The following is a 24,709-nucleotide window of genomic DNA, read 5'->3' on the forward strand; positions in this document are numbered from 1 at the left end:
GCCGAATATACGTTGATTTTTTAATCATCCCAGTCACATTTTGACTGCTGGTATAGATTTTTGAGTTTCTCTTCGTACTCATCACGAGACGATTGCTTCACCATTGGCTGGCTCGTACGTGATGTTTTGAAAGCATCATTCTTAAAGTGGAAGATTTTCTGGGTCAGGCGGTCATTTAACATCGACTGAGGGAACAATTGCTCCCCGGTATTCTGGACATCTTCAACAAATGATTTCCAGATCTCGGTCTGCCCACGCACGCCGTTGGTATACATAGTGGTCTCTGCCCATGAAGGGATTTCATTAGGCGTAATCTCTATGATGTTAATCATCTTCTCATTTTTGTTTGCTCTTAGTGGTTTTTGATAGGCAAACTGTGAGCGGTTAAGCCTGGCTTTTGATTGCTTGGGTGCGGCTTGTTGGTTGCTACCGCTATAGTAGTTTGTCATGGTAGCTAGGTTCTGTTGCTCCTCTCGGCTGATATCCTCTCGAGTATTTAGCCTTTCTAGTAGCAGTTGACCTGAAATAGTCCCTTCACTATGAGATGTCTGAATATTGATGGTTCCGCCTCTCTGAGTCTGCTTCTGAAGACAGTTAGCTATCAGGCTATTAGATACAGACATCATCTGTGAAAGCTCAGTATAGGTAGTACTAAAGTGGCCCTTTCGATCTGCAAGATCGGCTAGGGCAACGAGAAGCAGCTTTTCTTCCGCAGTAACAGTTTTGTAGTTCCAGGCTAATTCTAGAAACCTTGAAGACATATGACACTCAGTAAGGGGTTAGCAATAGTAATATTATGGATGTGTGAAGGGTTTGAATCAATCTTGCTGTCCCGCAAGAAAGAAAAAGCCCAAGCAAATTGCCTGGGCTTTAAATTTAGTATCGAACTATGTCGAATTAGTTCATGCCGTATTTCTTTAGCTTCTTGCGAAGAGTACCGCGGTTGATACCCATCATGTTTGCTGCACGAGTCTGGTTGCCGCGAGTGTATTGCATGATTGTGTCTAGTAGAGGTTGTTCAACTTCAGCCAATACTAGTTCGTACAACTCGTTGACGTCCTGACCGTTTAACTGTGCAAGATAGTTCTTAAGAGAAGCTTTTACAGAGTCACGTAGTGGCTTCTGAGTGATTTGATCTTGTGAAGTTACAGTAGTTACTGTTAGTGGCTCTGAAGTCAGATTTTGTTCGAACATATTCGGTCTAGCTCTTCTATGTTTATGATACGGTTTTATCAAAATAACCTTCTAGCACATCTAGCTGCTCATTAGCGGCTTCGATGGCATTGAAGGTACGGCGAAACTCATTTGCCTGCTCATGCTCTTTTAGATACCACCCCACATGCTTTCTTGCGATGCGAGGGCCTAAATAGTCACCATAAAACTGGTGAAGCTCCTGAACGTGACCAAGCAAAATTGCTTTCACTTCCTCAATAGGAAGTTCAGGCATAGTTGTGCCGTTTTCCAAATAGTGTTGGATTTCCTGGAAAATCCAAGGACGTCCCTGGGCCGGGCGTCCAATCATCAAAGCGTCTGCACCAGTATAATCCAGTACATGTTTTGCTTTTTCCGGGCTGTCTATATCACCATTGGCAATGACAGGGATGGAAATCGCTTCCTTTACCGCTTTGATGCTGTCGTATTCTGCCTCTCCTTTGTACATACACGCTTTAGTCCGCCCGTGAAGAGCGAGAGCTTGTATGCCACAATCTTCGGCCATTTTAGCGATTTGGACACAGTTTTTATTGTCTGTATCCCAGCCAGTACGAGTTTTCAATGTCACAGGGACATCTACAGCAATTACTACCGCCGTCAAAATCTCTTTAATGATTTCCGGATATTGAAGTAGTGCCGAACCCGCTAGCTTTTTATTCACTTTTTTAGCAGGGCAACCCATGTTGATATCGATGATTTGAGCACCGTTTTCAACACTGTATTGAGCTGCATCTGCCATAAGCTGTGGATCTGCGCCCGCAATCTGTACAGAGCGAATGCCCGATTCGCCCTCATGTACCATGCGTTGTTGGGATTTTGATGTTTTCCACATGCGAGGGTTAGACGACATCATTTCACTGACAGCCATACCCGCACCGTATCGAAGACATAACTCTCGAAATGGTCTATCGGTGACACCAGCCATTGGAGCAACGATAAGGTTATTCTTAAGTTGATAGTTTCCGATTCTCAAAACGTCAATCACAGTTCTACAGCAGCAAGGGCGCGCATTTTACGCATTTTTTCGAGGCGTGAAAAGACTAATTTTTGAGCGTTTACAATTTAATTTCTTAAATTGCCTGTTTTTCAGGCAATTAAAAAATTTAAAAGTGTGAGCTATGCCTTTTTCTGGCCTGAGATGCGACACCATTCTTGCATCTCAACGATAGGTTCTACTGTTAGCTCATCACGGTAGTAGTTTGCAACATCTTCTGCCTGAGTATCTAACACGCCAGACATCGCCAGCAGACCATTTGGTTTGATTAAGCCTTTGATGACACCTGAAAGCTCCCTTAACGGCCCTGCCAGAATGTTAGCCACGACTACATCGGCTTCCAGGTTCTCAGGTTGATTCTGTGGAAGGTAAAGTTCTAGCTTATCAGCAACGCCATTTCTTTCAGCGTTCGCGGTAGAAGCAATAATCGCCTGAGGATCGATATCAACACCGATTACCTTAGCTGCGCCAAGTTTGATTGCTGCGATTGCAAGAATGCCAGAGCCACAACCGAAGTCGATAACAGTTTTGCCTTCAAGATCCAATCCTTCAAGCCACTCGAGGCAAAGTGAAGTGGTAGGGTGGGTACCTGTACCAAATGCCAGACCGGGATCGAGCATAACGTTTACAGCGTCAGGCTCAGGGATCTCACGCCAGCTTGGACATACCCATAGTCGCTCGCCAAACCTCATTGGGTGGAAGTTCTCCATCCACTCACGTTCCCAGTCTTTGTCTTCAAGCTGCTCTACTTTATGTGCAAAGCCCTCTTCTAGCATATTAGAGCCTTTGATTTGCTCCAGAACTTGCTCTGTATCGATTTCTGCGTCGTAAAGGGCAACGATATCCGTTTCACCCCAAAGACGCGTCTCGCCCGGAAGAGGTTCGAAAACAGGGGTATCTTTGGCATCAAGGAAAGTTACGGACAATGCGCCAGTCTGCTCCATCAGCATATCGCCAATCTGTTCTGCGTTCTGATCAGTAGCATTGAGTTTGATTTGAATCCAGGGCATGGGAATACTCGGTTAGATAAGTGGAATTTGCGTGAATTTTAGCAGAATTCGGGGCAATAAAAAGGGAAGCCGCAGCTTCCCTTCCTTTATGTATGCAATCAGCGATTACTGAAGGCCAAGTTTCTTCTCAAGATAGTGGATGTTAGCTCCACCGTGCTGGAAGTTCTCGTCGTTCATGATCTCTTGTTGCAGAGGTACGTTTGTCTTAATACCTTCAACGATCATTTCACCAAGTGCGTTCTTCATACGTGCAATAGCTACGTCGCGGTTCTCACCGAAAGTGATCAGTTTGCCGATCATTGAATCGTAGTGAGGTGGAACTGTGTAGCCAGTGTAGATGTGAGATTCCCAACGAACACCCATACCACCAGGAGCATGGAAACGTTCGATCTTACCCGGGCAAGGTAGGAATCGCTCTGGATCTTCTGCGTTGATACGACATTCAACAGCATGGCCGCGAATCTTGATATCGTCTTGAGTGAAAGAAAGCGGCTGACCAGCAGCAACACGAAGCTGCTCTTTAATTAGGTCTACGCCAGTTACCATTTCAGTAACAGGGTGCTCAACCTGAATACGAGTGTTCATCTCGATAAAGTAGAACTCACCGTTTTCATATAGGAACTCGAAAGTACCTGCGCCACGGTAGCCGATCTCGATACATGCACGAGTACAACGTTCACCGATGTACTTACGCATTTCAGCAGTGATACCCGGAGCTGGAGCTTCTTCAACAACCTTTTGGTGACGACGTTGCATTGAGCAATCACGCTCACCAAGGTGGATAGCGCCGCCTTGACCGTCAGCAATAACCTGAACTTCAACGTGACGGGGGTTTTCAAGGAACTTCTCCATGTAAACCATGTCATTGTTGAACGCAGCTTTTGCTTCTGCACGAGTCATTGCGATAGCTTCTACAAGATCAGCCTCGCTACGTACAACACGCATACCACGACCACCGCCGCCGCCAGAAGCTTTGATGATTACCGGGTAGCCAATACGCTTAGCGTGTGCTTTGTTTTTGCCTTCATCATCGTCCAGCGGGCCGTCAGAACCTGGTACACAAGGTACACCCGCTTTTTTCATTGCGGTGATAGCGGAAACTTTGTCACCCATCATGCGGATAGTTTCTGCTTTAGGGCCAACAAAGATAAAGCCGCTACGCTCTACCTGTTCAGCGAAGTCTGCATTTTCAGACAGGAAGCCATAACCTGGGTGGATTGCAATCGCACCAGTTACTTCTGCCGCAGAAATGATACGTGGAATATTAAGGTAGCTGTCGATACCACGAGCTGGACCAATACAGATAGCTTCGTCAGCCAGTAGTACGTGTTTCAGGTCGCGGTCTGCTGTTGAGTGAACAGCTACAGTTTTGATGCCCAGCTCTTTACATGCGCGAAGGATACGAAGTGCAATTTCACCTCGGTTCGCGATGACTAATTTATCTAACATAGTGTCGGCCTCAATTATTCGATAACAACTAGCGGCTGATCGAATTCAATTGGGTCACCGTCTTCAGCCAGAATTGCAACAACAGTACCAGACTTGTCTGCTTCGATCTGGTTCATCATCTTCATTGCTTCAACGATACATAGAGTGTCACCAGCGTTAACTTGCTGACCTACTTCTACAAACGCTTTTGCTTCTGGGCTTGGAGCACGGTAGAAAGTACCAACCATTGGAGAAAGAACTTTATGACCTGCTGGTTCTGCTGATGCCGCTGGAGCAGCCGGTGCCGCTTCAGCTGCTGCAGGAGCAGCTACCGGAGCTGGTGCCGCAACAGGCGCAGGCGCCGCTGCATATTGAACTGGTGCTGCTACTGGTGCAGTGCCAGAGCGGCTGATGCGTACGGACTCTTCACCTTCGGAAATTTCCAGTTCAGCAATGCCAGACTCTTCAACTAATTCAATAAGCTTTTTGATTTTACGGATATCCATTTTTCTTTCTCTTTTATTAAGACTTGCACTCTGAGACAGAGCGAAGTGATTAAAGTTCGTTAAGATTTAGAGCGCAGCTGTTTAATTGCTGCATTCAACGCAAATTCGTACCCTTGTGCGCCAAGGCCACATATAACGCCAACCGCTTTATCTGATAGATAAGAGTGGTGACGGAATGGCTCTCTGGCATGTACATTTGATAAATGTACTTCAATAAAAGGGATGTTAACGCCTAACAGCGCGTCTCTTAACGCGACACTGGTATGTGTAAATGCTGCCGGGTTAATAATGATGAAATCTACTTTTTCAAACGCGTCGTGTATGGTTTCTAGTAGCTCATACTCGCGGTTGGATTGCAGGTGGGTAAGTTCAACATCAGCCAGATTGGCTTGCTCTATAAGGTTCTCAACTATCTGATCCAAAGTTTGTGAGCCGTAGTGGCCGGGCTCGCGAACACCAAGTAGGTTAAGATTTGGACCGTTTAAGAGTAGAATGCGCGATTTTGCAGTCATCTTGGGGTCATCTTCCTTTAAATTGAATGTAAGTGAAATTACCGACCATTATTTGAACTTTTACTGCAAATTTCCAGTAAAAAAGTAGTCACCGATCATTTTAGACCAAGATTATAGTTAATTCACAGCAAATAGCAGCAATTTACTGGTCTAATCTCCATGTCTGATAGTGCTAAAGTGTAGAGCAGTTAACACTTTCAACGACAGAGCGCTGTTAATACTATGAAAATAAATTGATCAATTTGAGTCAAAATGGCTGGTTTGACTCAATAAAAAACCGCCGCTTTGATTAAGCGGCGGAAAGGAAGCGATGTGAATTTTCTGGGTTTGACCCGAAATGTCGAATTAAGACATTTCGGCTTTTTCTGCGATTAGCTTATCAACTACGCTTGGATCGGCCAGAGTAGATGTATCTCCAAGGTTACTGGTATCCCCAGTCGCGATCTTACGCAGAATTCGGCGCATAATCTTACCTGAACGAGTTTTCGGTAGAGAATCTGTCCAATGCAGTACATCTGGCGTGGCTATTGGGCCAATCTCTTTTCTTACCCAGTCTTTAACTTCTTTGTGAAGTTCGGCGCTTGGGTACTCTCCAGCGTTTAAAGTGATATAAGCGTAAATTGCCTGACCTTTAATGTCATGAGGCACACCTACAATCGCTGCCTCTGCAATCTTATCAAACGCTACCAGTGCAGACTCAATTTCAGCCGTCCCCATGCGGTGGCCTGATACGTTTAGTACGTCATCCACTCGGCCTGTAATCCAGTAGTAACCGTCTTCATCACGACGAGCACCATCGCCAGTAAAGTACATACCGCGGAATGTTGAGAAGTAAGTCTGCTCGAAACGTTCATGGTCACCATATACGGTACGCATTTGTCCTGGCCATGAGTCAAGGATAACAAGGTTACCTTCGGCCGCCTGATCTTCAATGATATTACCCATATTGTCGACTAGTGCAGGTTGAACGCCAAAGAATGGACGAGTCGCAGAACCTGGCTTCAATGTAGTCGCACCAGGAAGTGGTGTAATCAGGATGCCGCCGGTTTCTGTTTGCCACCATGTATCAACGATAGGAGACTTTTCATTACCGATGGTCTTGTAGTACCACTCCCACGCCTCTGGGTTAATTGGTTCACCTACCGAACCCATAATGCGCAAGCTGTCACGAGTTGTGCCTTCAACAGCTTCGTTACCTTTTGCCATCAGAGCACGAATTGCTGTTGGAGCCGTATAAAGGATATTAACCTGATGCTTGTCGACAACTTCACTCATACGAGCTGTAGTAGGGTAGTTAGGTACACCTTCGAATAGAATAGTTTTAGCGCCGTTGGAGAGCGGACCATAGATCAGATAAGTGTGTCCGGTAATCCAGCCAACGTCTGCGGTACACCAGAATGTCTCGCCAGGTTGATAGTCGAATACATACTTAAAGGTCATAGTGGCATAAACCAGATAACCACCAGTAGTGTGTAGTACACCTTTAGGCTTACCTGTTGAGCCTGAAGTATAAAGAATGAATAGCGGGTCTTCTGCTTTCATCTCTTCTGGTGGGCAATCATCAGATACATTTGCTGTTGCTTCGTGCCACCAGACATCGCGATGTTCGTGCCACGCAACATCTCCTCCGGTACGCTTAAGAACAAGTACCTTCTCAATGGTCTTAACTTCTGGGTTGGTAAGTGCCTCATCAACGTTCTTTTTCAGTGGAACAGCGCGACCACCGCGAACACCTTCATCAGCGGTGATTACGACTTTAGCATCAGAGTCGATGATACGGCCTGATAGCGCTTCAGGAGAGAAGCCACCAAATACAACCGTATGAACAGCACCAACGCGGGTACATGCAAGCATTGCAACAGCAGCTTCAGGTACCATTGGCATATAAAGACAGACTACATCGCCCTTGCGGACGCCATTCTCTTTTAGCGCATTAGAAAAACGACATACTTCTTTGTGCAGCTCATTGAAAGTTAGGGTCTTATCGTCATTCGGGTCATCGCCTTCCCAGATAATGGCAACATCGTCGCCTCGCTCAGCAAGGTGGCGGTCAATACAGTTTGCAGAGACGTTAAGCGTTCCATCTTCGAACCAACGGATATCTACGTGACCAGTATCGAAGGAGGTGCTTTTTACTTCAGTAAAGGGCTTTATCCAGTCAACAATCTTGCCGTGTTCACCCCAGAATCCCTGAGGATCACTGACTGACTGTTGGTACATAGTAAGGTATGTGTCGTTATCAATGTGAGTCTCTGCTTTTATATTTTCTTTGACCGGATACACGCTCATTGCTTCTCTCCTTGTGAATTCAGCAATTTTCCATTTGATGGGCTGACAGGAACAACTGATGTTGAGTTTGTAGGGTACAGTTGCCTCTGTTAATACAATGTTATAACTCTCGGTGAATACGGATCTTTTCTCAATTAGACTTTAGATTAATATTGTCGACAATCTGCCTTATGAGGCTGAAAATTATCGTAAATATGCAGAAGTAAGAGCGGGTAAGTCGCCATACCTAAGCCGAACATAGACTAAAGCTGCTGATATGGCATCCTGAAGGGCGTCGTGTTTGTTGTCTTGAGGCGGGAGATCAAGGTGCTTACAGATGGCGTCCAGGCTCAGGTCAAAATAGGCATTTGGTAGATGCTTTTCTAGCATTTCATGATAAATATGGCTCACCTCGATCAACTCATTTGGCATAGGGAAACCAAAGTGTTTCTGGCAGGCGATATCAAGGATCGTCTTATCGTAGTGGATATGGTAGCCAACCATAGGTCGGTTCCCGGTGAACTCAAGTAGCGCTTTGATCGCTTCTTTTTCGCTCATGCCATCGACTAAATCCTGATGGCGAATACGATGAATGCGCACCGAGCCTGAGTCCAAAGATTGTGGTGCCCGTAAGCGTACATAAAACGGTTCGCTAGTTATGATTCTATTGTCGATGATCTTGGTTGCGGCGATGGTGACTAACTCCGCCCGGTGGGGATCCAGGCTAGTGGTCTCACAATCCAGCGATACATACTCTTTATGTTTGCAAGGCGTAAAGAGGTGTCGATGAGGAGAATCCTTCAATCGGTAGTACCAGAGTTTACGCTTAAGCCAGTTCATTATTCTCTAATCTGATAGTGATAGCCAAGCCACTGTTTGAACTTCTTAACAACATGCAAGCTGTGGCGAAGAAGATCTCGTTCTGTGCGATCCAGTAGTTTGAGATCAATGCTGTTATGACTGTGCTGCTGAGAAAGCTGTTGCGCTAGGCGTAATTTGAAAAACTGTTTAAGTGCTTCAGTCAGGTTATCTGCGGTCTCTTTTTCCAGTACCTTTCTTCTCATTAGTGTTTCAATACGCTCGAAGGTATTGTTCTCCATGATTTGGTACTCAAGGCTAAGTGCCCGAACGCCATGTACGATAGGGAAGATCCCGCCTTGTTTAAGGTCGACACCCTCTTTAGAGCTTTTAACATTGCCGAATAAGGTCAGCGGCACCGAGAAGTTTAGGGCTGGGCGGGTAAACTCGGTCAGTATCAGTTCCTGATCGGCCATTAAGTTACTCAGGTGCTGTTTTATCGGTTCAAGCAGCGCTTTGTTCCCTGCAACGGCATGAGCATCGGCTACGATGGCTAGCTTCATCACTTGTTCTGGTCGCGCGGCTTCAACCCACTCAGTTATAGTTTGTTTCCATTCAGATTCGCTTTGGACCCACTCAGGATTGTTGACCATTACTTTACCGGGACAAAGCGGGTATCCCAGTTGCTGAAGAGTATGAGTAAAAATATCCAGAATAGGTCGATGATCCGGCCAGCGAAATCCATCTTTCATAATGATGGCGTTGTCCTGATCGGTTTTTAGAATCTGTTCGCCACGTCCCTCAGACCCAAGAACCATCAAGCAGATATCGTCGTGCAGCGCTGGTGGAACGACTAGCTCAAATGCTTTCTCAATGATCTGTTCGTTGACCGCTGATATCAGCTCCATAATAAAGCGGGTGCGGATACCGTTAGTCAGCAAACTATCGACCAGATTCCGTTGTCGGTTTGCGGCTAGTGCTAACTCATCTATTGTTGTCGCACGCGCAATACTTAGCGTCAGTACATGAGAATGGGTTGAGAAGGCACTTAGAATTTGGGTCATATCCAACATGCCGACCGCTTTATTGCCTTCACATACCATGACCCGTTTCATGCGTTTTTTGGTCATGGTAATCATGGCGTTAAACAGGAAGTCACCATCATCAACATGAAATACTGGGAAGGTGGCGATATCTCCGACCTTAGTATCCAGTGGATGACCTTCCAGCATAACCGCATGCAGCATGTTGGTTCGTGTCACAATGCCGTATGGGTGCTCGTTTGGTTTTTCTTCAAGTCTGCTATCGTCTTCATTTAACTCAATTAACGCAGCATCAATCCCTTTCTCTTTCAAATAACGAGTGACTTCGATGAGGGACATATCTGAAGGCAGGGTTACAGCTGGGTGATAGATAGAGTTATCTACCTTGGTTAGTATGAACTCAGCGAGGTTTTGCTGCTGCTGTGCCGCTTCAATAAGTTCTTGTCTCTTCGCGAGGTTGTTGTCGAAATAGGCGGCGAACTCGCCATTCTCATTATATAACTCGAGAAAGACTGACCTGGGCATCATGTAAGAGAGTGTATCTTCCAGCGCTACATATCGGTGTTTTACGGTGTTTTCAAACTGAGAGCGGACATCGAATATGTCGTCATTAGCATAGTGAGCAAATATCTCCGACTCGTCAGCTGAACGTTCCTCAACAGCCCCTTTGATAAGAATGTATAAGTGCTGACTCTCTTCACCAGACTTAAGAATAACATCCTTGGCACGATAATATGCGACATCCAGAGATGAACGTAATCGCTGCTGCTGACCTTCAGACAGGCGATTAAAAGGCGGGGATTGCATGTTGAACTTATCAGGCATAGGAGCGTCTTTTTCTTGCCGAAAAACTTACCTTAAGTGTGACAAATATATGGCTTTCCTCCAGACTACTTTGGTCTAATGTTTACGTAGTAATTTCCTCTCGTTAGGTCAGTCAAATACGGTATGTCGCATATGAATTAGGGAACAAAAAAATGACAAATGTTCCCTTTTTAATCCCGGGTAACAAGAGCATAATACGCGCAATTTTATAACCGTATTTTAGGCTTAGTCTAAATTAGGCTTTAACATTTTTGGGCATTATTTATGTTTTCACCGTCACCTTATGGCTGGATTTCACAATACTTTCTAGGGGCATTCTTTGCTTATGGCGTTTACCTGCCTTTTTGGGCGCTATGGTTTGAAGGGCAAGGAATATCTGCTTCGGATATTGGCTTTCTTCTAGGGTTAGCTTTTGCAACCCGATTTATCGCCAACCTATTTATTACTCCTAGATTGCACAAGGTTGAGCACTTACTTCCAGCGATTCGTCTAATTAGCCTTTTATCCGCTGTATTTATTGGATTTCATCTGATTGCTGGTGGTAATTTCTGGATGCTGGTTGTCGCTACGATTTTGTTTAATATGTGCTACGGACCGATGATTCCACTTAGTGACGGTTTGGCGAACTACTACTCGAAGCTTAAGTTATTAGACTATGGGCGCACTCGTCTATGGGGATCCATTGCGTTTATCGCCGGCTCAAGCGTAGTAGGTTATCTGGTTGCACAGTTTGGCTCAGATATGATCATCTATACGGCTCTGTTCGGTATGGCTATTGGCTTTGTTTTCTCTATGCGAAAAATCGATCCAATGCCAGTCTCGGAGTCTTCGGCTGACTCTGAGAGGCCTAAGTTACTTTCTCTATTAAAAGACAGAGAAGTGTTAGCATTTCTGATTGTTATTTCTCTGATACACGGTAGCCATTCTGCATATTACAGCTTTAGCTCAATTCATTGGAAAGCAGCAGGGCACGCAGAAAGTATTATCGGCTATCTGTGGAGCTTAGGAGTAATTGCTGAGATTACTGTATTCGCGACTGCGAAGCGTCTATTCGCTGGCTGGAGCTTGCAGAGAATGTTCTTTATTGCATCGTTAGGTTGCTTAGCGCGCTGGTGTTTAACTGCGGGTACAACCGAAATTTGGGCGTTAGTTCTGATACAGCTTCTGCATGGCGTAACATTCGCAATGGCTCACCTGGCAGCAATCCAGTTTATCCAGAAAGCTCCGACCAATCAGATGGTGCCTTTGCAAGCTTTGTATAACGCAATTCCAATGGGAGCGGTTATCGCAGTAATGACCACCGTTAGTGGCTGGGGTTACGAAAACTATGGTGCAAATGTGTTCTGGGCGATGGCGGTTATGGGACTTATAGCCTGCTTTATTCGTGTCGAGTCAAAGAAACCTGCACAGGAGCCACAAATTCAGAGCTAACTGGCTGAATTATTAAGATCTTTGTCTACACTTAGAACCGGGGTTGATACCCCGGTTTTTGTTTATCAGGGAAGGTAAATATGCAAGGGTGGATTGTTGTTCCGGTATCTTTAGCTTATTTGGGGATACTGTTTTTAGTTGCATGGTACGGCGACAGACAGACTAAGTGGCTGTCTAATTGGCGTCCGTGGATTTATAGCCTTTCCATTGCAGTTTATTGTACTTCCTGGACTTTTTACGGAACAGTCGGTCAGGCGAGTAATAACCCTTGGTCCTTTCTTCCTATCTATATCGCTCCCATCGTCGTCTTTGTATTCGGCTGGCGGATTCTCGCCCGAATGATACTGATTGCCAAGCGCGAGCATATTACTTCAATTGCGGACTTTATTGCTGCCAGATATGGCAAGTCTCAGGGGCTTGCGGTGATGGTTACCTTGATTGCAGTGGTGGGTATCTTACCGTATATCGCGCTCCAACTTCGGGGGATTACCATGGGGCTGGATATTATTGCTCCTGGATTGAACACGCACCTGGGATATGGGGAAAGCAATATCTCATGGTTTGTTGTTGGCGCATTAGCTATTTTTACCATGCTGTTCGGTACCCGACATATCGACAATACAGAACACCATCGCGGTATGATGATGGCGGTTGCCTTCGAATCTATCGTTAAGCTGGTTGCCTTTCTCATTGTGGGGATTTTCATCCTCTTTCTTCTGGCCGACAACCCTGAAATCTCGTTATTTTCAGTCGCCAGAGAGACTTATCAACCCCTAATATGCCGGGTCTTGTGGTTCATACCCTGTTGACTATGGCTGCGATTATTTGTCTTCCAAGGCAGTTTCATACCATGGTTGTGGAGAACGAAAGAGCCCAGGATCTGCATGTTGCGCGAAAAGTGTTCCCAACGTATCTGATATTAATGAGCTTGTTTGTTCTGCCTATCGCATGGGCAGGCCAGAGTTTGCTGGCAAACAGCCCGGCAGATACCTATGTTATTAGCCTGCCATTGTCTGTTGGCGCAAATGATATCGCTCTGCTTGCGTATTTGGGGGGAACTTCAGCGGCGAGTGGAATGGTAATAGTTTCTACCATAGCGCTAGCGATAATGATGTCAAATGACCTTGTTCTCCCGCTTCTGTTAAGACGAATGCGCCTGGCTCAAAGAACTCACAAGCATCTATCAGGCTTGCTGCTGAACATACGCCGGGCTTTGATTTTGCTGATTCTTTTTGGAGCGTGGGGCTTTTATCTGGCTTTGGATAATATCCAGTCTCTTTCCGTAATTGGTCTGCTTTCCTTTGCTGCTATCGCTCAGTTTGCTCCGGCACTGGTTGGTGGTATGTATTGGCGTGCGGGAAATCGAAAGGGTGTCTATGTTGGTCTGCTCGCAGGCTTCACCGTTTGGCTTATTACCTTGATGGATCAAACCGGAATGCTTGCGGGAACGGAAGATACTAACTTTCTGATTTGGGTTACTTCACCTCCCGAACCTTTTGCCAGTTGGAATATGTCTTCCGCCGACTGGGGGATGGCGTTAAGCGGACTGGTAAATTTCAGTGGTTATATCATCGTCTCACTGCTTACACGTTCAAACCTAAGTGAGCGCTTACAGTCGGCAGCATTTGTCGGTGCACCTCTGCCTGAAAGTGAAAACGTCAGTTTATATCAAAGCCGGGTAACGGTAAGTGAACTGGAGTTACTAGCTTCAAGGTTTGTTGGCAGAACCAGAGCAAGAAGTGCATTCAATAACTTTGGCCGTCAGAATGGGGCTACCTTGCTCCCTAACCAACAGGCATCATCAGCACTTATTCGTCATACCGAACGGCTTCTTGCCGGTGTGTTTGGAGCTTCATCCGCTAAATTGGTACTCACTTCAGCGTTGCAAGGCAAAAAGATGCAGTTGGAAGAAGTGGCTACCATTGTGGACGAAGCTTCTGAACTGTATGACTTTAGTCGGGGTTTGTTACAGGGGGCTATCGAGCATATTAGCCAGGGAATTACGGTCGTTGATAAACAGCTCCGGCTGGTAGCATGGAACCAGCGGTATCTTGAGCTGTTTGAATTTCCCCCTGGGCTCATACAGGTGGGGCGGCCGATTGCTGATGTGATTCGCCATAACGCGCAAATAGGTTTATGTGGTCCGGGAGACCCGGAAGAGCATGTCAGAAAACGGGTTTATTATCTTGAAAAGGGCTCTCAACACACATCTTCACGAGTCTATCCGGATGGTCGTCATATAGAGGTGCAAGGGAATCCTATGCCTGGTGGCGGCTTTGTAATGAGTTTTACGGATATCACGGTATTCCGGCAGACAGAGCAGGCACTGAAGGAAGCAAATGAAAATCTGGAGTCCAGAGTCCGGGAAAGAACCAAAGAACTTGAAGAGCTTAACGCACGATTAGTCAATGCTACTACAAGGGCAGAAACTGAGTCTCAGTCTAAATCACGTTTCTTAGCTGCGGTTAGTCACGACCTGATGCAGCCTCTAAACGCTGCTCGCCTGTTTGCTTCGTCCTTATCTGAAACAGCAACAGAGCCGGAGAGTAAGAAGTTTTCTAACCATATTGAAAGTGCGCTTGGTGCTGCTGAAGAGTTAATTGGAGACTTGCTGGATATATCACGTCTGGAGTCGGGAAAACTGGATGTGAATGTTAAAAGCTTCGAACTGAATGACGTACTAAATAATCTGAATGCTGAGTTCAGTGCCTTGGCTGGTGGGCAATCCGTTGAGTTTAAAACGGTATCTAGCAACTTAATCGTACATTCTGATCCCAAACTATTGCGACGGATATTGCAGAACTTCCTGACCAATGCGTTTAGATATAATCCTAGAGGGAAGGTGTTACTTGGAGCCCGAAGAGTTAAAGGGGCTGTGAGAATCGAGGTATGGGATAACGGAATGGGTATTGTTCCTGAGAAGCAGGAAGCGATATTTGACGAGTTTACTCGTGGGGATGCTAATCATATATCTCAGGGACTTGGGATAGGGCTTGCTATCGCAAAAGGTATTTCAAATGTGTTGGGGCATGATATTGGATTAAGATCTTGGCCGGATGAAGGTACGGTTTTTTCCGTTACTGTAGAGCGAAGTGAAGTTGCAGAGAAGGTTGTCCAGCTAAAAACAGCAGTTGTTGATGATGCGCTGCAAAGTGTCAGAGTGCTGTGTGTAGACAATGAATCGGACATCCTGGTCGGAATGAATGAACTTTTGACCCGTTGGGGCTGTGAAGTGAAAACCGCTCATGATCTGGTTGAGAGTATGAAATGTCTGGAAGATGGCTGGAAGCCGGATGTGATTTTTTCTGATTATCGTTTGGACAACGACCGCACCGGGCTAGAGGTACTTCAACAGTGTAGACTGCGTTTAGGTGACAACTTTGAAGGCGTGGTGATAAGTGCTGACAGAGGCGATGATATGCTGGCTGCGATAAAAACGAACGGGTTTAATTTTATAGCTAAACCCGTAAAACCTCTGAAACTGAGAGCGATACTCAATCGAGTCAAAGGCTCTGTTTAATCTACATGGACCTTAATGGTGGATTGATTGAATGCTCTAAAGCCCGCTTCAATATCCTCATACAGCACTCTGTCTATGGAAAGTTCAGGTAAATCGTCTGGCGAGAAAAAGCCTATTTCGGATATTTCAGTGTTTTCACTGAAGTCACCTTCAACAGCCTCCGCAACGAAGAATAGCTTATAGATGGTATAAGGAAACTTCGGCGAATAAGGATTGCGGTCTCGATCTTTGATAGCGTACAAGCGGCAATTTTTGACTTTATATCCGGCTTCTTCCTCTACCTCTCGAATAACACCTTCTAGCGGGGCTTCGTTTTGGTCTGCCCATCCACCTGGCATTGTCCATTTACCATCAGATTTTTCTTTGACTAGTAATACATTATCGTTTTTGATTACGCAGCAACGTAAGTCTACCTTAGGTGTTGCATAACCATTTTCAGGGAAGAAAAACTTCTCGATAGTCGCAATATCTGCATCACTATACATCGCATATAGTTCATGACTAATTGCTTCAAGGCGCTGGTAGCGCTCTCTGTCAAAGGGATCTTTGACGTAATGCAGGCCAGTCTGGGCAATTGCCCGAATTTCTTTGATCAGAGAGTGCATAGGGGCTTCCTTATTGTTTTGATTTTAGATTCAGGCTATCAGAAGCGATTCTGGTACTGAAATAAAGCCAACTTGCAGCACCAACAAACTTAAAGCCTTCTTCCATTATCTGAATTGCATCGTATGTAAGGTGAAGGTGCGTTTCAAGGTGCCAGGTAACAACATCGGTAGCAATGGAAGCAGCCAGAAAACCGCCTGCACACATAAATGCAAAACCATCTATTTCCAGAATGGTTTTAAATTGTCTTAGCATCAATAAACCACCGCAAACCGCATACACAGCATAGCAGATGTTTTCATTGATATAGCGATCATGGATTAAGAAGAAGTCATCAACAGCAATCACTGAAAGCAGCATACCAACCAGAATAAGCAGTTCTTTTCTGTTTTTGTCGAAATTGCTACCAACATTGAAAGCGGTGAAATAGCAGATAGCGACGCTGGATACCCAAATCCAACTACCTATGTTAGAAAGAAAGCCCAGAAAACTTGAAGCATCAAGTTGCTGAAGTGGATCTCGCACTATTTCAATTGTTTCAAATCCTTCGTTTGATAATGTACTGAAAGAAAAGCCATAAAAAAGAGTGGCCGGGATAGCTGCACATAGGATGTAGCGGATTATTTTGGGCCAGTTAAAGGTCTGCTGAAAAGCGAGCGTTATAAAAGACATGGAATGCTCCGGAAAGAAAATTTACAAAGGATATACCGCAAGCGATTCTATGGTTAAACTTAACCCAATCAATGAGTTGGAGTTTATTTTTCGGTCAGAATTCTGTTAGATCGAAAAAAGGCCAGCGTATGAATGCTGGCCTTTGTAGAGATTGTATCAATTAGTGGTTATGAGCTTCACCTGCACCCTTCGGATAACGGATGGATTCAACCATATCCTGTACATCTTCTGGTACTTCAGCAGTAAACTTGTTAACAACGATTGATACAGTGAAGTTTACACACATACCTAGAGTACCGATGCCTTCTGGGCTGATACCGAACCACCAGTTATCAGGTGTATTTGCAGCTGGGTTTACAAACTTGAAGTAGATGATGTAAGCCGCTGTAAATGCGATACCTGAAAGCATACCTGCGATTGCGCCTTCTTTGTTCATCTTCTTATAGAAGATACCCAGGATGATTGCAGGGAAGAAGGACGATGCTGCCAGTCCAAACGCAAATGCTACTACCTGTGCTACGAAGCCCGGTGGGTTGATACCCAGATAACCTGCACACACTATGGCGAAGAATGCTGCCAGTCGGGCTGCGAGCAGTTCCTGTTTATCCGTCATATCTGGTTTAAACCCTTTCTTCAACAGGTCGTGGGATATGGATGTCGAGATTACCAGTAGCAGACCCGCGGCTGTTGATAGTGCCGCTGCCAAGCCACCCGCTGCTAGTAGTGCTACTACCCAGTTAGGAAGTTTAGCCAGTTCTGGTGAAGCCAGTACGATGATGTCTCGGTTGATCTTCATTTCGTTACGGTCATCGCCAGAGTAGAACATCTTGCCGTCACCGTTCTTATCATCCCACGCTACAAGACCCGTGCTTTCCCAGTTCTTATACCAGCTTGGTGCTTCTGCCGCTGCTACACCTTTCATGTCAGGGCCGTTGATAGTATCGATCATGTTTACACGAGCAAATGCTGCTACTGCTGGTGCAGTTGTGTATAGGAACGCGATAAATACCAGTGCCCAGCCTGCAGAGATACGTGCATCAGATACTTTAGGTACGGTAAAGAAGCGGATAATTACGTGTGGAAGACCCGCAGTACCAACCATTAGAGCCGCACAGATAAAGAATACGTCAACCATACTCTTTGACCCGTCGGTATAGGCGGTAAAGCCGAGCTCCTGAGTCAGTCCGTCTAGTTTATCCAGTAGGTAAACATCGGTGCCAGCCATGGTAGAACCAAAGCCTAATTGTGGAACAGGAGTGCCAGTCATCATCAAAGATGTGAAGATTGCAGGAACCATGAATGCGAAGATAAGTACACAGTACTGAGCTACCTGAGTATAGGTAATGCCTTTCATACCACCAAGTACAGCGTAGAAGAACACAACACCCATACCGATGATGATGCCCATGTTGATATCAACTTCCAGGAATCGTGCGAATACCACGCCAACCCCACGCATTTGACCCGCAACGTAAGTAAAGGATACGAAGATGGCACAGAATACCGCTACCATACGAGCTGTTTTAGAGTAGTAACGGTCACCGATAAAATCAGGCACGGTGAACTTACCAAACTTACGCAAGTAAGGAGCAAGACAAAGAGCAAGTAGTACATAACCACCTGTCCAACCCATTAGGTAAACACCGCCATCGTAACCGATGAAAGAGATGATACCTGCCATTGAGATGAACGATGCTGCCGACATCCAGTCAGCGGCTGTCGCCATACCGTTCGCTACAGGGTGTACACCACCACCTGCAACGTAGAACTCACTTGTTGAGCCAGCGCGAGCCCAGATTGCAATGCCGATATACAGTGCGAATGTAATACCAACAAGAATAAACGTCCAAGTTTGAATATCCATTTCTATAACCTCTTAGTCTTCCTGTACGTTGTACTTCTTGTCGAGCGCGTTCATGCGCCAAACGTAAACAAAGATCAAAGCAACAAATGTGTATATTGCGCCTTGCTGTGCAAACCAGAATCCAAGTTTAAAACCACCGATTTGGATTGCGTTTAGTGCGTCGACAAATAAGATCCCTGCTCCGTAAGAAACAATGAACCAGATTGCCAGTAGAGTACCCATTATGGTCAGGTTTTCCTTCCAGTAGGCTTGTGCGTGATCCGAGGATTCGAATGACATGGCCTTCTCCTTCCGTTTCGTTATTTGGTGTTAACAAACTGTTACGGAATTTAGATTAGCAGGCCTTATAAAAGATCTCAGTCCAACTTTAGTCGGGGACAAAAATAGAAAAACGCCCTGAAAACGGGCGTTTTTGATAGGTTTGTTGTAAAAACGAAGTGTTAAATAAATGTTAACTTAGCCTAAGGTCTAACTTTCAGGCTCTAGTTGCTGAAGAAGAATGACTGCCTGAGTACGATTTTGTACCCCTAACTTGCGAAAGATTGCTGTCATATGAGCTTTGATCGTGGCTTCAGAGACATTTAGCTCATAGGCAATCTGTTTATTGAGCAGGCCATCGGACAGCATACCGAGCACCTTGTATTGTTGTGGTGTCAAAGATGCGATTTTTTCTGCTAAGTCATTACATGCCTGGCTATTCTTCAACAGTTCTTCTGGGAAGAATGGGTCTCCGTTGAGTACCTGGTTTAGCGCGCTGATCAGTGCACGCATATCGCTGGATTTTGGAATAAAGCCAAAAGCGCCATGGCTCTTGACTTGACTGACCACGCTAGGTTCTTCACTGGCAGAGATAACAACAATAGGTAAATCCGGGTATTCTGCACGTAAGTGAATCAGGCCGGACATGCCGTTTGCACCAGGCATTTTTAAATCAAGTAGCAGGAGATCGGGTTCATCTTCTTTTTGTAGCAAAGCCAATAGGGCATCAAGGGAATCTGCTTCAAGTAAGTTAGCTCCGCTGATTGCCATATGTACTGACTGAAAAAGCGCATTTCTAAATAGCGGATGATCGTCAGCAATTATAATTGTATGGGTCGAATCCATGACGTTATAACCTTAGTTTCTGGGGCTAAAATAGCACTTCACTAAGTATTGTATGGTTTTGAAAAATGGACAATATTTGAGCGCGAAAAGTCTGAGAGGGGTCTAGTTTTATTTACAACTTATTAACGTTGCTGATAGGTGAAGGTGTAGGACAATATTTCAAAGTCGCATGAACCCGTCCATGGGGCTCCGACTTGCCGTCCTGGCAAGTAGGCTTTGAAATATCATCCCACACCCTCACTTCAAAGATGGATGATACTAGTTAATTTGTTGATTCTTTATATGATCTAAGAAAGGCTCAGCTTCCATAAAACCAGTCAGGCGGGCGTTGGAGTGATAGTTACCCTTGCTATCCCAGAAGTCGATAGTTGGTAGCCCCATCACTTTTAGTTTTTTGAAGATCTCCACATCTTGTGGGCTGTTTTTTGTTACGTCGGCCTGTAGAAGAATAAAGTTCTTCAGCTTAGCCTCCACTTCCGGGGTATGGAAGGTGTACTTTTCAAACTCTTTACACGCGACGCACCAGTCGGCATAGAGATCCAGCATAACGGGTTTGTTTGCTTTATTGGCTAGCACTAGTTGCTCTTCCAGTTCATCAAGAGATGCAACCCGGATAAACTCTACTTGTGGCTCATAGGTGTTTGTTTGGCCTGTCCAATGGTTGTATACCGGAACAGCAGAACCAACGATACCGAGAACAGCGATGATACCGACAAGGCTCTGTCTCCAACCGCCAAATTCGAGGCTGTTTTTAACATGGTATAGCCAGCCGCATGTTGCCACACCGAGCGCACCCCATAGGGTTATTGCCCAGCTTTCAGGAATGAGTCTTTCAAGGAAGAAGATCGGTGCCGCAAGAAGGATAAAGCCAAACAGGATTTTTACTCTGTCCATCCATGCTCCGGCCTTAGGAAGTAACTTATTGCCGAACACAGCAACAATCATCAAAGGAATACCCATTCCCAGCCCCAGTGCGTATAAAGCGACGCCGCCAGTAACCAGATCGCCACTTTGTGCAACATAGAGAAGTGCACCGGAAAGTGGGGCGGTTGTGCATGGTGAACAAACCAGGCCTGAAATAGCGCCCATTGCAAACACACCGGTCATGCTACCGCCAGTCTGTTTGTTGCTTTGATTATTTAGCCAGGTCTGTACTGAGCTTGGAAGTTGAATGGTATATACACCAAACATCGACAATGCCAGAAGGACAAACATAACGCTGATACCAACCAAAACATACGGATGCTGTAGAGCAGCCTGGAACTGTAGGCCCGCAGAAGCAACTACCAGGCCCAGGAGTGTGTAGGTCAGTGCCATTCCTTGAACATAAACAAAAGAGAGGGTCAGAGCTCTGGATTGACTTAATTTGCCACCGCCCAAAACAATTCCGGTAAGAATTGGGTACATAGGGAAAACACAAGGTGTAAAGGCAAGCCCGATACCTAACGCAAGAAACAGGAATGGAGTCCACCAGTTATCTTCTAACTGACCTGCAAGCGATGATTCTTGTGTTTTTGGCGTTGAATTATTTGTCGGTGAAGCTAGGGTCGCAGCTTTAACTGATGAACCTGATGCAGGGGTTCCAGATGCAGTAATAGCTGTTAATGGAATTACTTTAGTTTCAGGAGGGTAGCAGAATCCCGCCTTGGCGCATCCCTGATACTGAACAATTAGCTTGCCGTTTTCTGAGACAGAAGTAAGTGGTACCTGAATATGCAAAGGTTGGTTGTAGATATTTACCGCACCAAAAAACTCGTCTTTGTAGGGTTCGCCATCTTCAAGTACAAACTCTCCAATAGCACCGTTTTCAATGGATATGGAAAGTCTATGCTGATAAAGGTAGTAACCGTCCAGAACATCCCAGTCAACGAATACCTTGTCATTGACCTGAGCCGCGGCAAAGGGGAAAGCCTGATCGACAGTCACAAACTCTGACTTGCTATTACCGAATGCGGTTGAGTCGTTGTTTCCAAACAGTGCATAGGAAGGGAAAGAAAAACTGATTAACCCTAACAATAAAATCGAGATAAATGCGCGCATAAGTTACTACATATTTACAGAGATGCTTATAAGACCACTAAGAGCCGGAAATTCTTTCCATCATACTAGAAAGAATACGGAAAAATAGTGAACAGGACGCAAAAAGGGGAAGCGATACTTCCCCTTTAGTGTTAATGCCAGAAACTTTAGTTGTAACGTTTCGCTTTGTACTGTGGTTTCATCAGGTTCTCGGTTGAGAATATGCTATCTAACTCTTCTGCTGTAAGCAGTCCTCGTTCAAGAACGACTTCCCGTACACTCTTGCCTGTTTCGGCACAAATTTTACCGACGATATCGCCTTCATGGTGGCCGATATACGGATTCAGATATGTAACAATACCGATGGAGTTAAATACATAAGACTCGCAAACCTCTTTGTTTACGGTAATGCCATCAATGCACTTATCACGCAGATTTACGCACGCATTTGCCAGAATATCCAGAGACTCAAACATACACTGGGCAATCACTGGTTCCATAACATTTAGTTGCAGTTGTCCACCTTCGGCGGCGAATGAGATGGATGTGTCGTTACCAAGCACCTTAAAACAAACCTGATTCACCACTTCAGGTACAACCGGGTTTACTTTAGCGGGCATAATCGATGAGCCAGCCTGTAGTTCAGGCAGGTTGATTTCGTTCAGGCCAGCACGCGGACCAGATGATAGTAGACGCAGATCGTTACAGATCTTGGAAAGCTTAACGGCAAGGCGTTTTAATGCACCATGAACCATCACATAAGCACCGCAGTCGGAGGTTGCTTCGATCAGGTTTTCAGCAGGAACACAGTCAAGCCCTGTTACTTGCGCGAGACGTTTCACAGCGAGCTCCTGATATCCTTCGGCCGCATTAAGGCCAGTACCGATAGCGGTAGCACCCAGGTTTACTTCGAGGAGAAGTTTGGCTGTGTAATTGAGGTTTCTTATCTCTTCTTCAATGGTTACCGCATAAGCTTTAAATTCTTGACCAACCGTCATTGGAACCGCATCTTGCAACTGGGTTCGTCCCATCTTCAGAACTGTAGAAAACTCGTCGCTTTTCTGATCAAGCGACCCTTTCAGGTATTCCACAGAATCAATCAGAGTTTGAATGCTGTTATATACCGCAATACGGAAACCAGTGGGGTAGGCACAGTTTGTGGACTGGCTTTTATTTACGTGATCATTTGGGTTTATAAGTTCGTACTGACCTTTTTCTTTCCCCATCAACTCAAGAGCGAGGTTTGATATCACTTCGTTGGCATTCATGTTCACTGAAGTTCCGGCACCACCCTGAAATACATCAGACGGAAACTGATCCATGCATTTCCCTGTTTCAAGGATGACATCACAAGCCTTGATAATGTAGTCTGCAATATCAGCGGGAATGACATTTAACTCCTTATTCGCCATAGCTGCGGCCTTTTTGGTCATAACCATACCGCGAACAAATTCGGGCACATCTGAGATGCTTTTATCTGAGATATTAAAGTTCTCAATAGCTCGCAGAGTATGAATACCGTAATAAGCATTTACCGGAACATGACGTTCGCCTAACAAGTCATGTTCGATGCGCGTTGCATTATTATTTGAAGTAGATTTAGTCATACGGGTAACCTTGTGATAATAAAATCTCGTTATTTCAGACAGATAATAGCTAATAATTTGGATGGAAATAGCAAAAGGATCACTATTTTTGTCAGCGTTTAGCTATTTTCCCGATAGATCGTAAATTTAAGTAATATTTGTGTTTGATCCTCGAGTTTCGCGTAGACTAAGAGAGACAACGACTATATTGGTTTATTGAAGGAGAGCTCGTGTTTCCTGTTTTATTGCTGCTGTTTATCTTTGTTCCAATTATTGAAATTGGATTGTTTATTCAAGTTGGTGGTTTTCTTGGGTTGTGGCCTACCGTCGGCCTAGTATTGCTTACCGCATTTGTTGGTGCGTCGCTGGTCCGTAGCCAGGGATTGCAGACTTTAATGTCTGTTCAAAGCAGACTTCAGGAAGGTGAGTTACCTGCTCAGCAAATTCTGGAAGGTGTTATGTTAGCCGTTTCCGGGGTGCTTCTTCTTACTCCGGGCTTTATGACCGACGCTTTTGGTATGATTGTATTGCTGCCAGCACCAAGGGCGGCTTTGGCAAAACAGATTATGGCTCGGGTAAAAGTGAATACCATATCTGGCGGCGGTTTCCAGAGTGGGGGCTTTCATGCACACGGTGGTTTTGGCCAAAACCCGTTTGAACAGAATGATCCGTTCAGAAATCCTAATGATGATGGAAATACCTTTGAAGGTGAGTTCGAACGTAAAGACGGTGAAGACAAGAACGGTGATAACAACAGGCTGAATTAGTTTCGCTAATTCCATCGTCATCCCGGAAATTGCCAAAGCAATTGTCCGGGATCTCTTAAGAGCAGTTATACAGCACCTTCAAATCCCAGCTGTCTCCATGCTTCAAAAGCGATAATTGCTACAGCATTAGACAGGTTCAGGCTGCGGCTATCTGGAACCATAGGAATTCGAATACGTTGATCCATTGGCAGGCTTTCGATCAGTTCAGCGGGTAAACCTCGCGTTTCCGGACCAAAAAGCAATACATCACTCTCTTTAAAATCTGCATCGATATGATGGCCGGTTGTCTTCGTTGTACAGGCAATCAGTCTATACTCACCATCACGCTCATTTTCCAGATACTCAATAAATGCCTCTAAGCTTTTATGGCGCTTTACTCTTGCCAGGTCATGGTAGTCAAGTCCGGCGCGTCGTACCTTTTTTCTTCAAGATCAAAGCCCAGAGGCTCAATCAAGTGCAGGTTAGCCCCGCAGTTTGCACATAATCTTATGATGTTTCCGGTATTCGGCGCTATTTCAGGTTCGTATAAAGCAATATCTAGCATGAG

20 protein-coding genes and 2 pseudogenes are annotated in these 24,709 nt (G+C 45.2%); 4 read left to right on the plus strand and 18 right to left on the minus strand.

Features of this window, described 5'->3' with window-relative positions; genetic code table 11:
* Positions 1-20: 20 nt before the first annotated feature.
* From P7F88_RS00305 to P7F88_RS00350, 10 genes are all read right to left on the minus strand, one after another.
* Complete coding sequence (locus tag P7F88_RS00305; RefSeq protein WP_277821379.1) at positions 21-761, minus strand: hypothetical protein; 741 nt, start codon at positions 759-761, stop codon at positions 21-23.
* 136 nt (positions 762-897) lie between these two features.
* On the minus strand, positions 898-1,194 hold the full coding sequence (fis, locus tag P7F88_RS00310) for a DNA-binding transcriptional regulator Fis (protein WP_277821380.1): 297 nt from the start codon (positions 1,192-1,194) through the stop codon (positions 898-900).
* A gap of 22 nt (positions 1,195-1,216) precedes the next feature.
* A complete protein-coding gene (dusB, locus tag P7F88_RS00315) occupies positions 1,217-2,185 on the minus strand; it encodes a tRNA dihydrouridine synthase DusB (RefSeq protein WP_277821491.1) in 969 nt (322 codons plus the stop codon).
* A 143-nt stretch (positions 2,186-2,328) separates the two neighbouring features.
* Complete coding sequence (prmA, locus tag P7F88_RS00320; protein ID WP_277821381.1) at positions 2,329-3,216, minus strand: 50S ribosomal protein L11 methyltransferase; 888 nt, start codon at positions 3,214-3,216, stop codon at positions 2,329-2,331.
* Between the two features lie 105 nt (positions 3,217-3,321).
* Positions 3,322-4,665, minus strand: a complete 1,344-nt coding sequence (accC, locus tag P7F88_RS00325; RefSeq protein WP_277821382.1) for an acetyl-CoA carboxylase biotin carboxylase subunit — start codon at positions 4,663-4,665, stop codon at positions 3,322-3,324.
* 14 nt (positions 4,666-4,679) lie between these two features.
* Positions 4,680-5,150, minus strand: a complete 471-nt coding sequence (gene accB, locus P7F88_RS00330; RefSeq protein WP_277821383.1) for an acetyl-CoA carboxylase biotin carboxyl carrier protein — start codon at positions 5,148-5,150, stop codon at positions 4,680-4,682.
* 59 nt (positions 5,151-5,209) lie between these two features.
* On the minus strand, positions 5,210-5,662 hold the full coding sequence (gene aroQ / locus P7F88_RS00335) for a type II 3-dehydroquinate dehydratase (RefSeq protein ID WP_277821384.1): 453 nt from the start codon (positions 5,660-5,662) through the stop codon (positions 5,210-5,212).
* 345 nt (positions 5,663-6,007) lie between these two features.
* Positions 6,008-7,951 (minus strand): acetate--CoA ligase, encoded by a 1,944-nt coding sequence (acs, locus tag P7F88_RS00340; RefSeq protein ID WP_277821385.1) that lies wholly within the window; start codon positions 7,949-7,951, stop codon positions 6,008-6,010.
* A gap of 183 nt (positions 7,952-8,134) precedes the next feature.
* Complete coding sequence (locus tag P7F88_RS00345; protein WP_277821386.1) at positions 8,135-8,770, minus strand: 3'-5' exonuclease; 636 nt, start codon at positions 8,768-8,770, stop codon at positions 8,135-8,137.
* Positions 8,770-10,596: a DUF294 nucleotidyltransferase-like domain-containing protein gene (locus P7F88_RS00350; protein ID WP_277821387.1), complete on the minus strand. Its 1,827-nt coding sequence runs from the start codon at positions 10,594-10,596 to the stop codon at positions 8,770-8,772. Before P7F88_RS00350 ends, P7F88_RS00345 begins: the two co-directional genes overlap by 1 nt.
* A gap of 264 nt (positions 10,597-10,860) precedes the next feature.
* Here P7F88_RS00350 and P7F88_RS00355 point away from each other — a divergent pair, with 264 nt between their 5' ends.
* The 3 genes and pseudogenes from P7F88_RS00355 to P7F88_RS25710 all read left to right on the plus strand — a co-directional run.
* A complete protein-coding gene (locus P7F88_RS00355; protein ID WP_277821388.1) occupies positions 10,861-12,027 on the plus strand; it encodes a 3-phenylpropionate MFS transporter in 1,167 nt (388 codons plus the stop codon).
* 80 nt (positions 12,028-12,107) lie between these two features.
* A complete protein-coding gene (locus P7F88_RS25705; RefSeq protein ID WP_422127209.1) occupies positions 12,108-12,836 on the plus strand; it encodes an SLC5/6 family protein in 729 nt (242 codons plus the stop codon).
* Between the two features lie 710 nt (positions 12,837-13,546).
* Positions 13,547-15,547, plus strand: a pseudogene (locus P7F88_RS25710) (hybrid sensor histidine kinase/response regulator); the annotation flags it as partial.
* Here the strand turns inward: P7F88_RS25710 and P7F88_RS00365 are convergent.
* The 7 genes from P7F88_RS00365 to aspA form a co-directional block, all read right to left on the minus strand.
* Positions 15,544-16,152 (minus strand): NUDIX hydrolase, encoded by a 609-nt coding sequence (locus P7F88_RS00365; protein ID WP_277821389.1) that lies wholly within the window; start codon positions 16,150-16,152, stop codon positions 15,544-15,546. The pseudogene P7F88_RS25710 and the gene P7F88_RS00365 sit on opposite strands and share 4 nt — an antisense overlap.
* Positions 16,153-16,162: 10 nt before the next feature.
* The gene (locus P7F88_RS00370) at positions 16,163-16,822 is read right to left on the minus strand and encodes an oxidase (RefSeq protein WP_277821390.1); all 660 of its coding nucleotides are present in this window, start codon (positions 16,820-16,822) and stop codon (positions 16,163-16,165) included.
* 160 nt (positions 16,823-16,982) lie between these two features.
* A complete protein-coding gene (locus P7F88_RS00375) occupies positions 16,983-18,686 on the minus strand; it encodes a sodium:solute symporter family protein (protein WP_277821391.1) in 1,704 nt (567 codons plus the stop codon).
* A gap of 12 nt (positions 18,687-18,698) precedes the next feature.
* Positions 18,699-18,965: a DUF4212 domain-containing protein gene (locus tag P7F88_RS00380; RefSeq protein ID WP_277821392.1), complete on the minus strand. Its 267-nt coding sequence runs from the start codon at positions 18,963-18,965 to the stop codon at positions 18,699-18,701.
* Between the two features lie 189 nt (positions 18,966-19,154).
* Positions 19,155-19,790, minus strand: coding sequence for a response regulator transcription factor (locus P7F88_RS00385; protein ID WP_277821393.1), 636 nt, complete (start codon positions 19,788-19,790; stop codon positions 19,155-19,157).
* 258 nt (positions 19,791-20,048) lie between these two features.
* Positions 20,049-21,830: a protein-disulfide reductase DsbD gene (locus tag P7F88_RS00390; RefSeq protein ID WP_277821394.1), complete on the minus strand. Its 1,782-nt coding sequence runs from the start codon at positions 21,828-21,830 to the stop codon at positions 20,049-20,051.
* 146 nt (positions 21,831-21,976) lie between these two features.
* Positions 21,977-23,416, minus strand: coding sequence for an aspartate ammonia-lyase (aspA, locus tag P7F88_RS00395; protein ID WP_277821395.1), 1,440 nt, complete (start codon positions 23,414-23,416; stop codon positions 21,977-21,979).
* Between the two features lie 209 nt (positions 23,417-23,625).
* On the opposite strand from aspA, the gene P7F88_RS00400 reads away from it, so the two are divergent.
* Positions 23,626-24,162: an FxsA family protein gene (locus P7F88_RS00400; protein WP_277821396.1), complete on the plus strand. Its 537-nt coding sequence runs from the start codon at positions 23,626-23,628 to the stop codon at positions 24,160-24,162.
* A 65-nt stretch (positions 24,163-24,227) separates the two neighbouring features.
* On the opposite strand, the pseudogene trmL reads toward P7F88_RS00400, so the two are convergent.
* Positions 24,228-24,706 (minus strand): annotated as a pseudogene (trmL, locus tag P7F88_RS00405) (tRNA (uridine(34)/cytosine(34)/5-carboxymethylaminomethyluridine(34)-2'-O)-methyltransferase TrmL).
* Between the last annotated feature and the right edge of the window lie 3 nt (positions 24,707-24,709).

Origin of the sequence: Vibrio hannami (genome assembly GCF_029589055.1) — a bacterium.
Lineage (GTDB): Bacteria > Pseudomonadota > Gammaproteobacteria > Enterobacterales > Vibrionaceae > Vibrio > Vibrio hannami.

Bases quoted from the DNA above. Each gene is read 5' to 3' on its own strand.
- aspA (WP_277821395.1), bottom strand. From the start codon at position 23,416: ATGACTAAATCTACTTCAAATAATAATGCAACGCGCATCGAACATGAC.
- P7F88_RS00305 (WP_277821379.1), bottom strand. From the start codon at position 761: ATGTCTTCAAGGTTTCTAGAATTAGCCTGGAACTACAAAACTGTTACT.
- accB (WP_277821383.1), bottom strand. From the start codon at position 5,150: ATGGATATCCGTAAAATCAAAAAGCTTATTGAATTAGTTGAAGAGTCT.
- P7F88_RS00365 (WP_277821389.1), bottom strand. From the start codon at position 16,152: ATGCACTCTCTGATCAAAGAAATTCGGGCAATTGCCCAGACTGGCCTG.
- prmA (WP_277821381.1), bottom strand. From the start codon at position 3,216: ATGCCCTGGATTCAAATCAAACTCAATGCTACTGATCAGAACGCAGAA.
- P7F88_RS00345 (WP_277821386.1), bottom strand. From the start codon at position 8,770: ATGAACTGGCTTAAGCGTAAACTCTGGTACTACCGATTGAAGGATTCT.
- accC (WP_277821382.1), bottom strand. From the start codon at position 4,665: ATGTTAGATAAATTAGTCATCGCGAACCGAGGTGAAATTGCACTTCGT.
- P7F88_RS00385 (WP_277821393.1), bottom strand. From the start codon at position 19,790: ATGGATTCGACCCATACAATTATAATTGCTGACGATCATCCGCTATTT.
- P7F88_RS25705 (WP_422127209.1), top strand. From the start codon at position 12,108: ATGCAAGGGTGGATTGTTGTTCCGGTATCTTTAGCTTATTTGGGGATA.
- P7F88_RS00375 (WP_277821391.1), bottom strand. From the start codon at position 18,686: ATGGATATTCAAACTTGGACGTTTATTCTTGTTGGTATTACATTCGCA.
- P7F88_RS00380 (WP_277821392.1), bottom strand. From the start codon at position 18,965: ATGTCATTCGAATCCTCGGATCACGCACAAGCCTACTGGAAGGAAAAC.
- P7F88_RS00370 (WP_277821390.1), bottom strand. From the start codon at position 16,822: ATGTCTTTTATAACGCTCGCTTTTCAGCAGACCTTTAACTGGCCCAAA.
- P7F88_RS00390 (WP_277821394.1), bottom strand. From the start codon at position 21,830: ATGCGCGCATTTATCTCGATTTTATTGTTAGGGTTAATCAGTTTTTCT.
- P7F88_RS00350 (WP_277821387.1), bottom strand. From the start codon at position 10,596: ATGCCTGATAAGTTCAACATGCAATCCCCGCCTTTTAATCGCCTGTCT.
- fis (WP_277821380.1), bottom strand. From the start codon at position 1,194: ATGTTCGAACAAAATCTGACTTCAGAGCCACTAACAGTAACTACTGTA.
- P7F88_RS00355 (WP_277821388.1), top strand. From the start codon at position 10,861: ATGTTTTCACCGTCACCTTATGGCTGGATTTCACAATACTTTCTAGGG.
- aroQ (WP_277821384.1), bottom strand. From the start codon at position 5,662: ATGACTGCAAAATCGCGCATTCTACTCTTAAACGGTCCAAATCTTAAC.
- acs (WP_277821385.1), bottom strand. From the start codon at position 7,951: ATGAGCGTGTATCCGGTCAAAGAAAATATAAAAGCAGAGACTCACATT.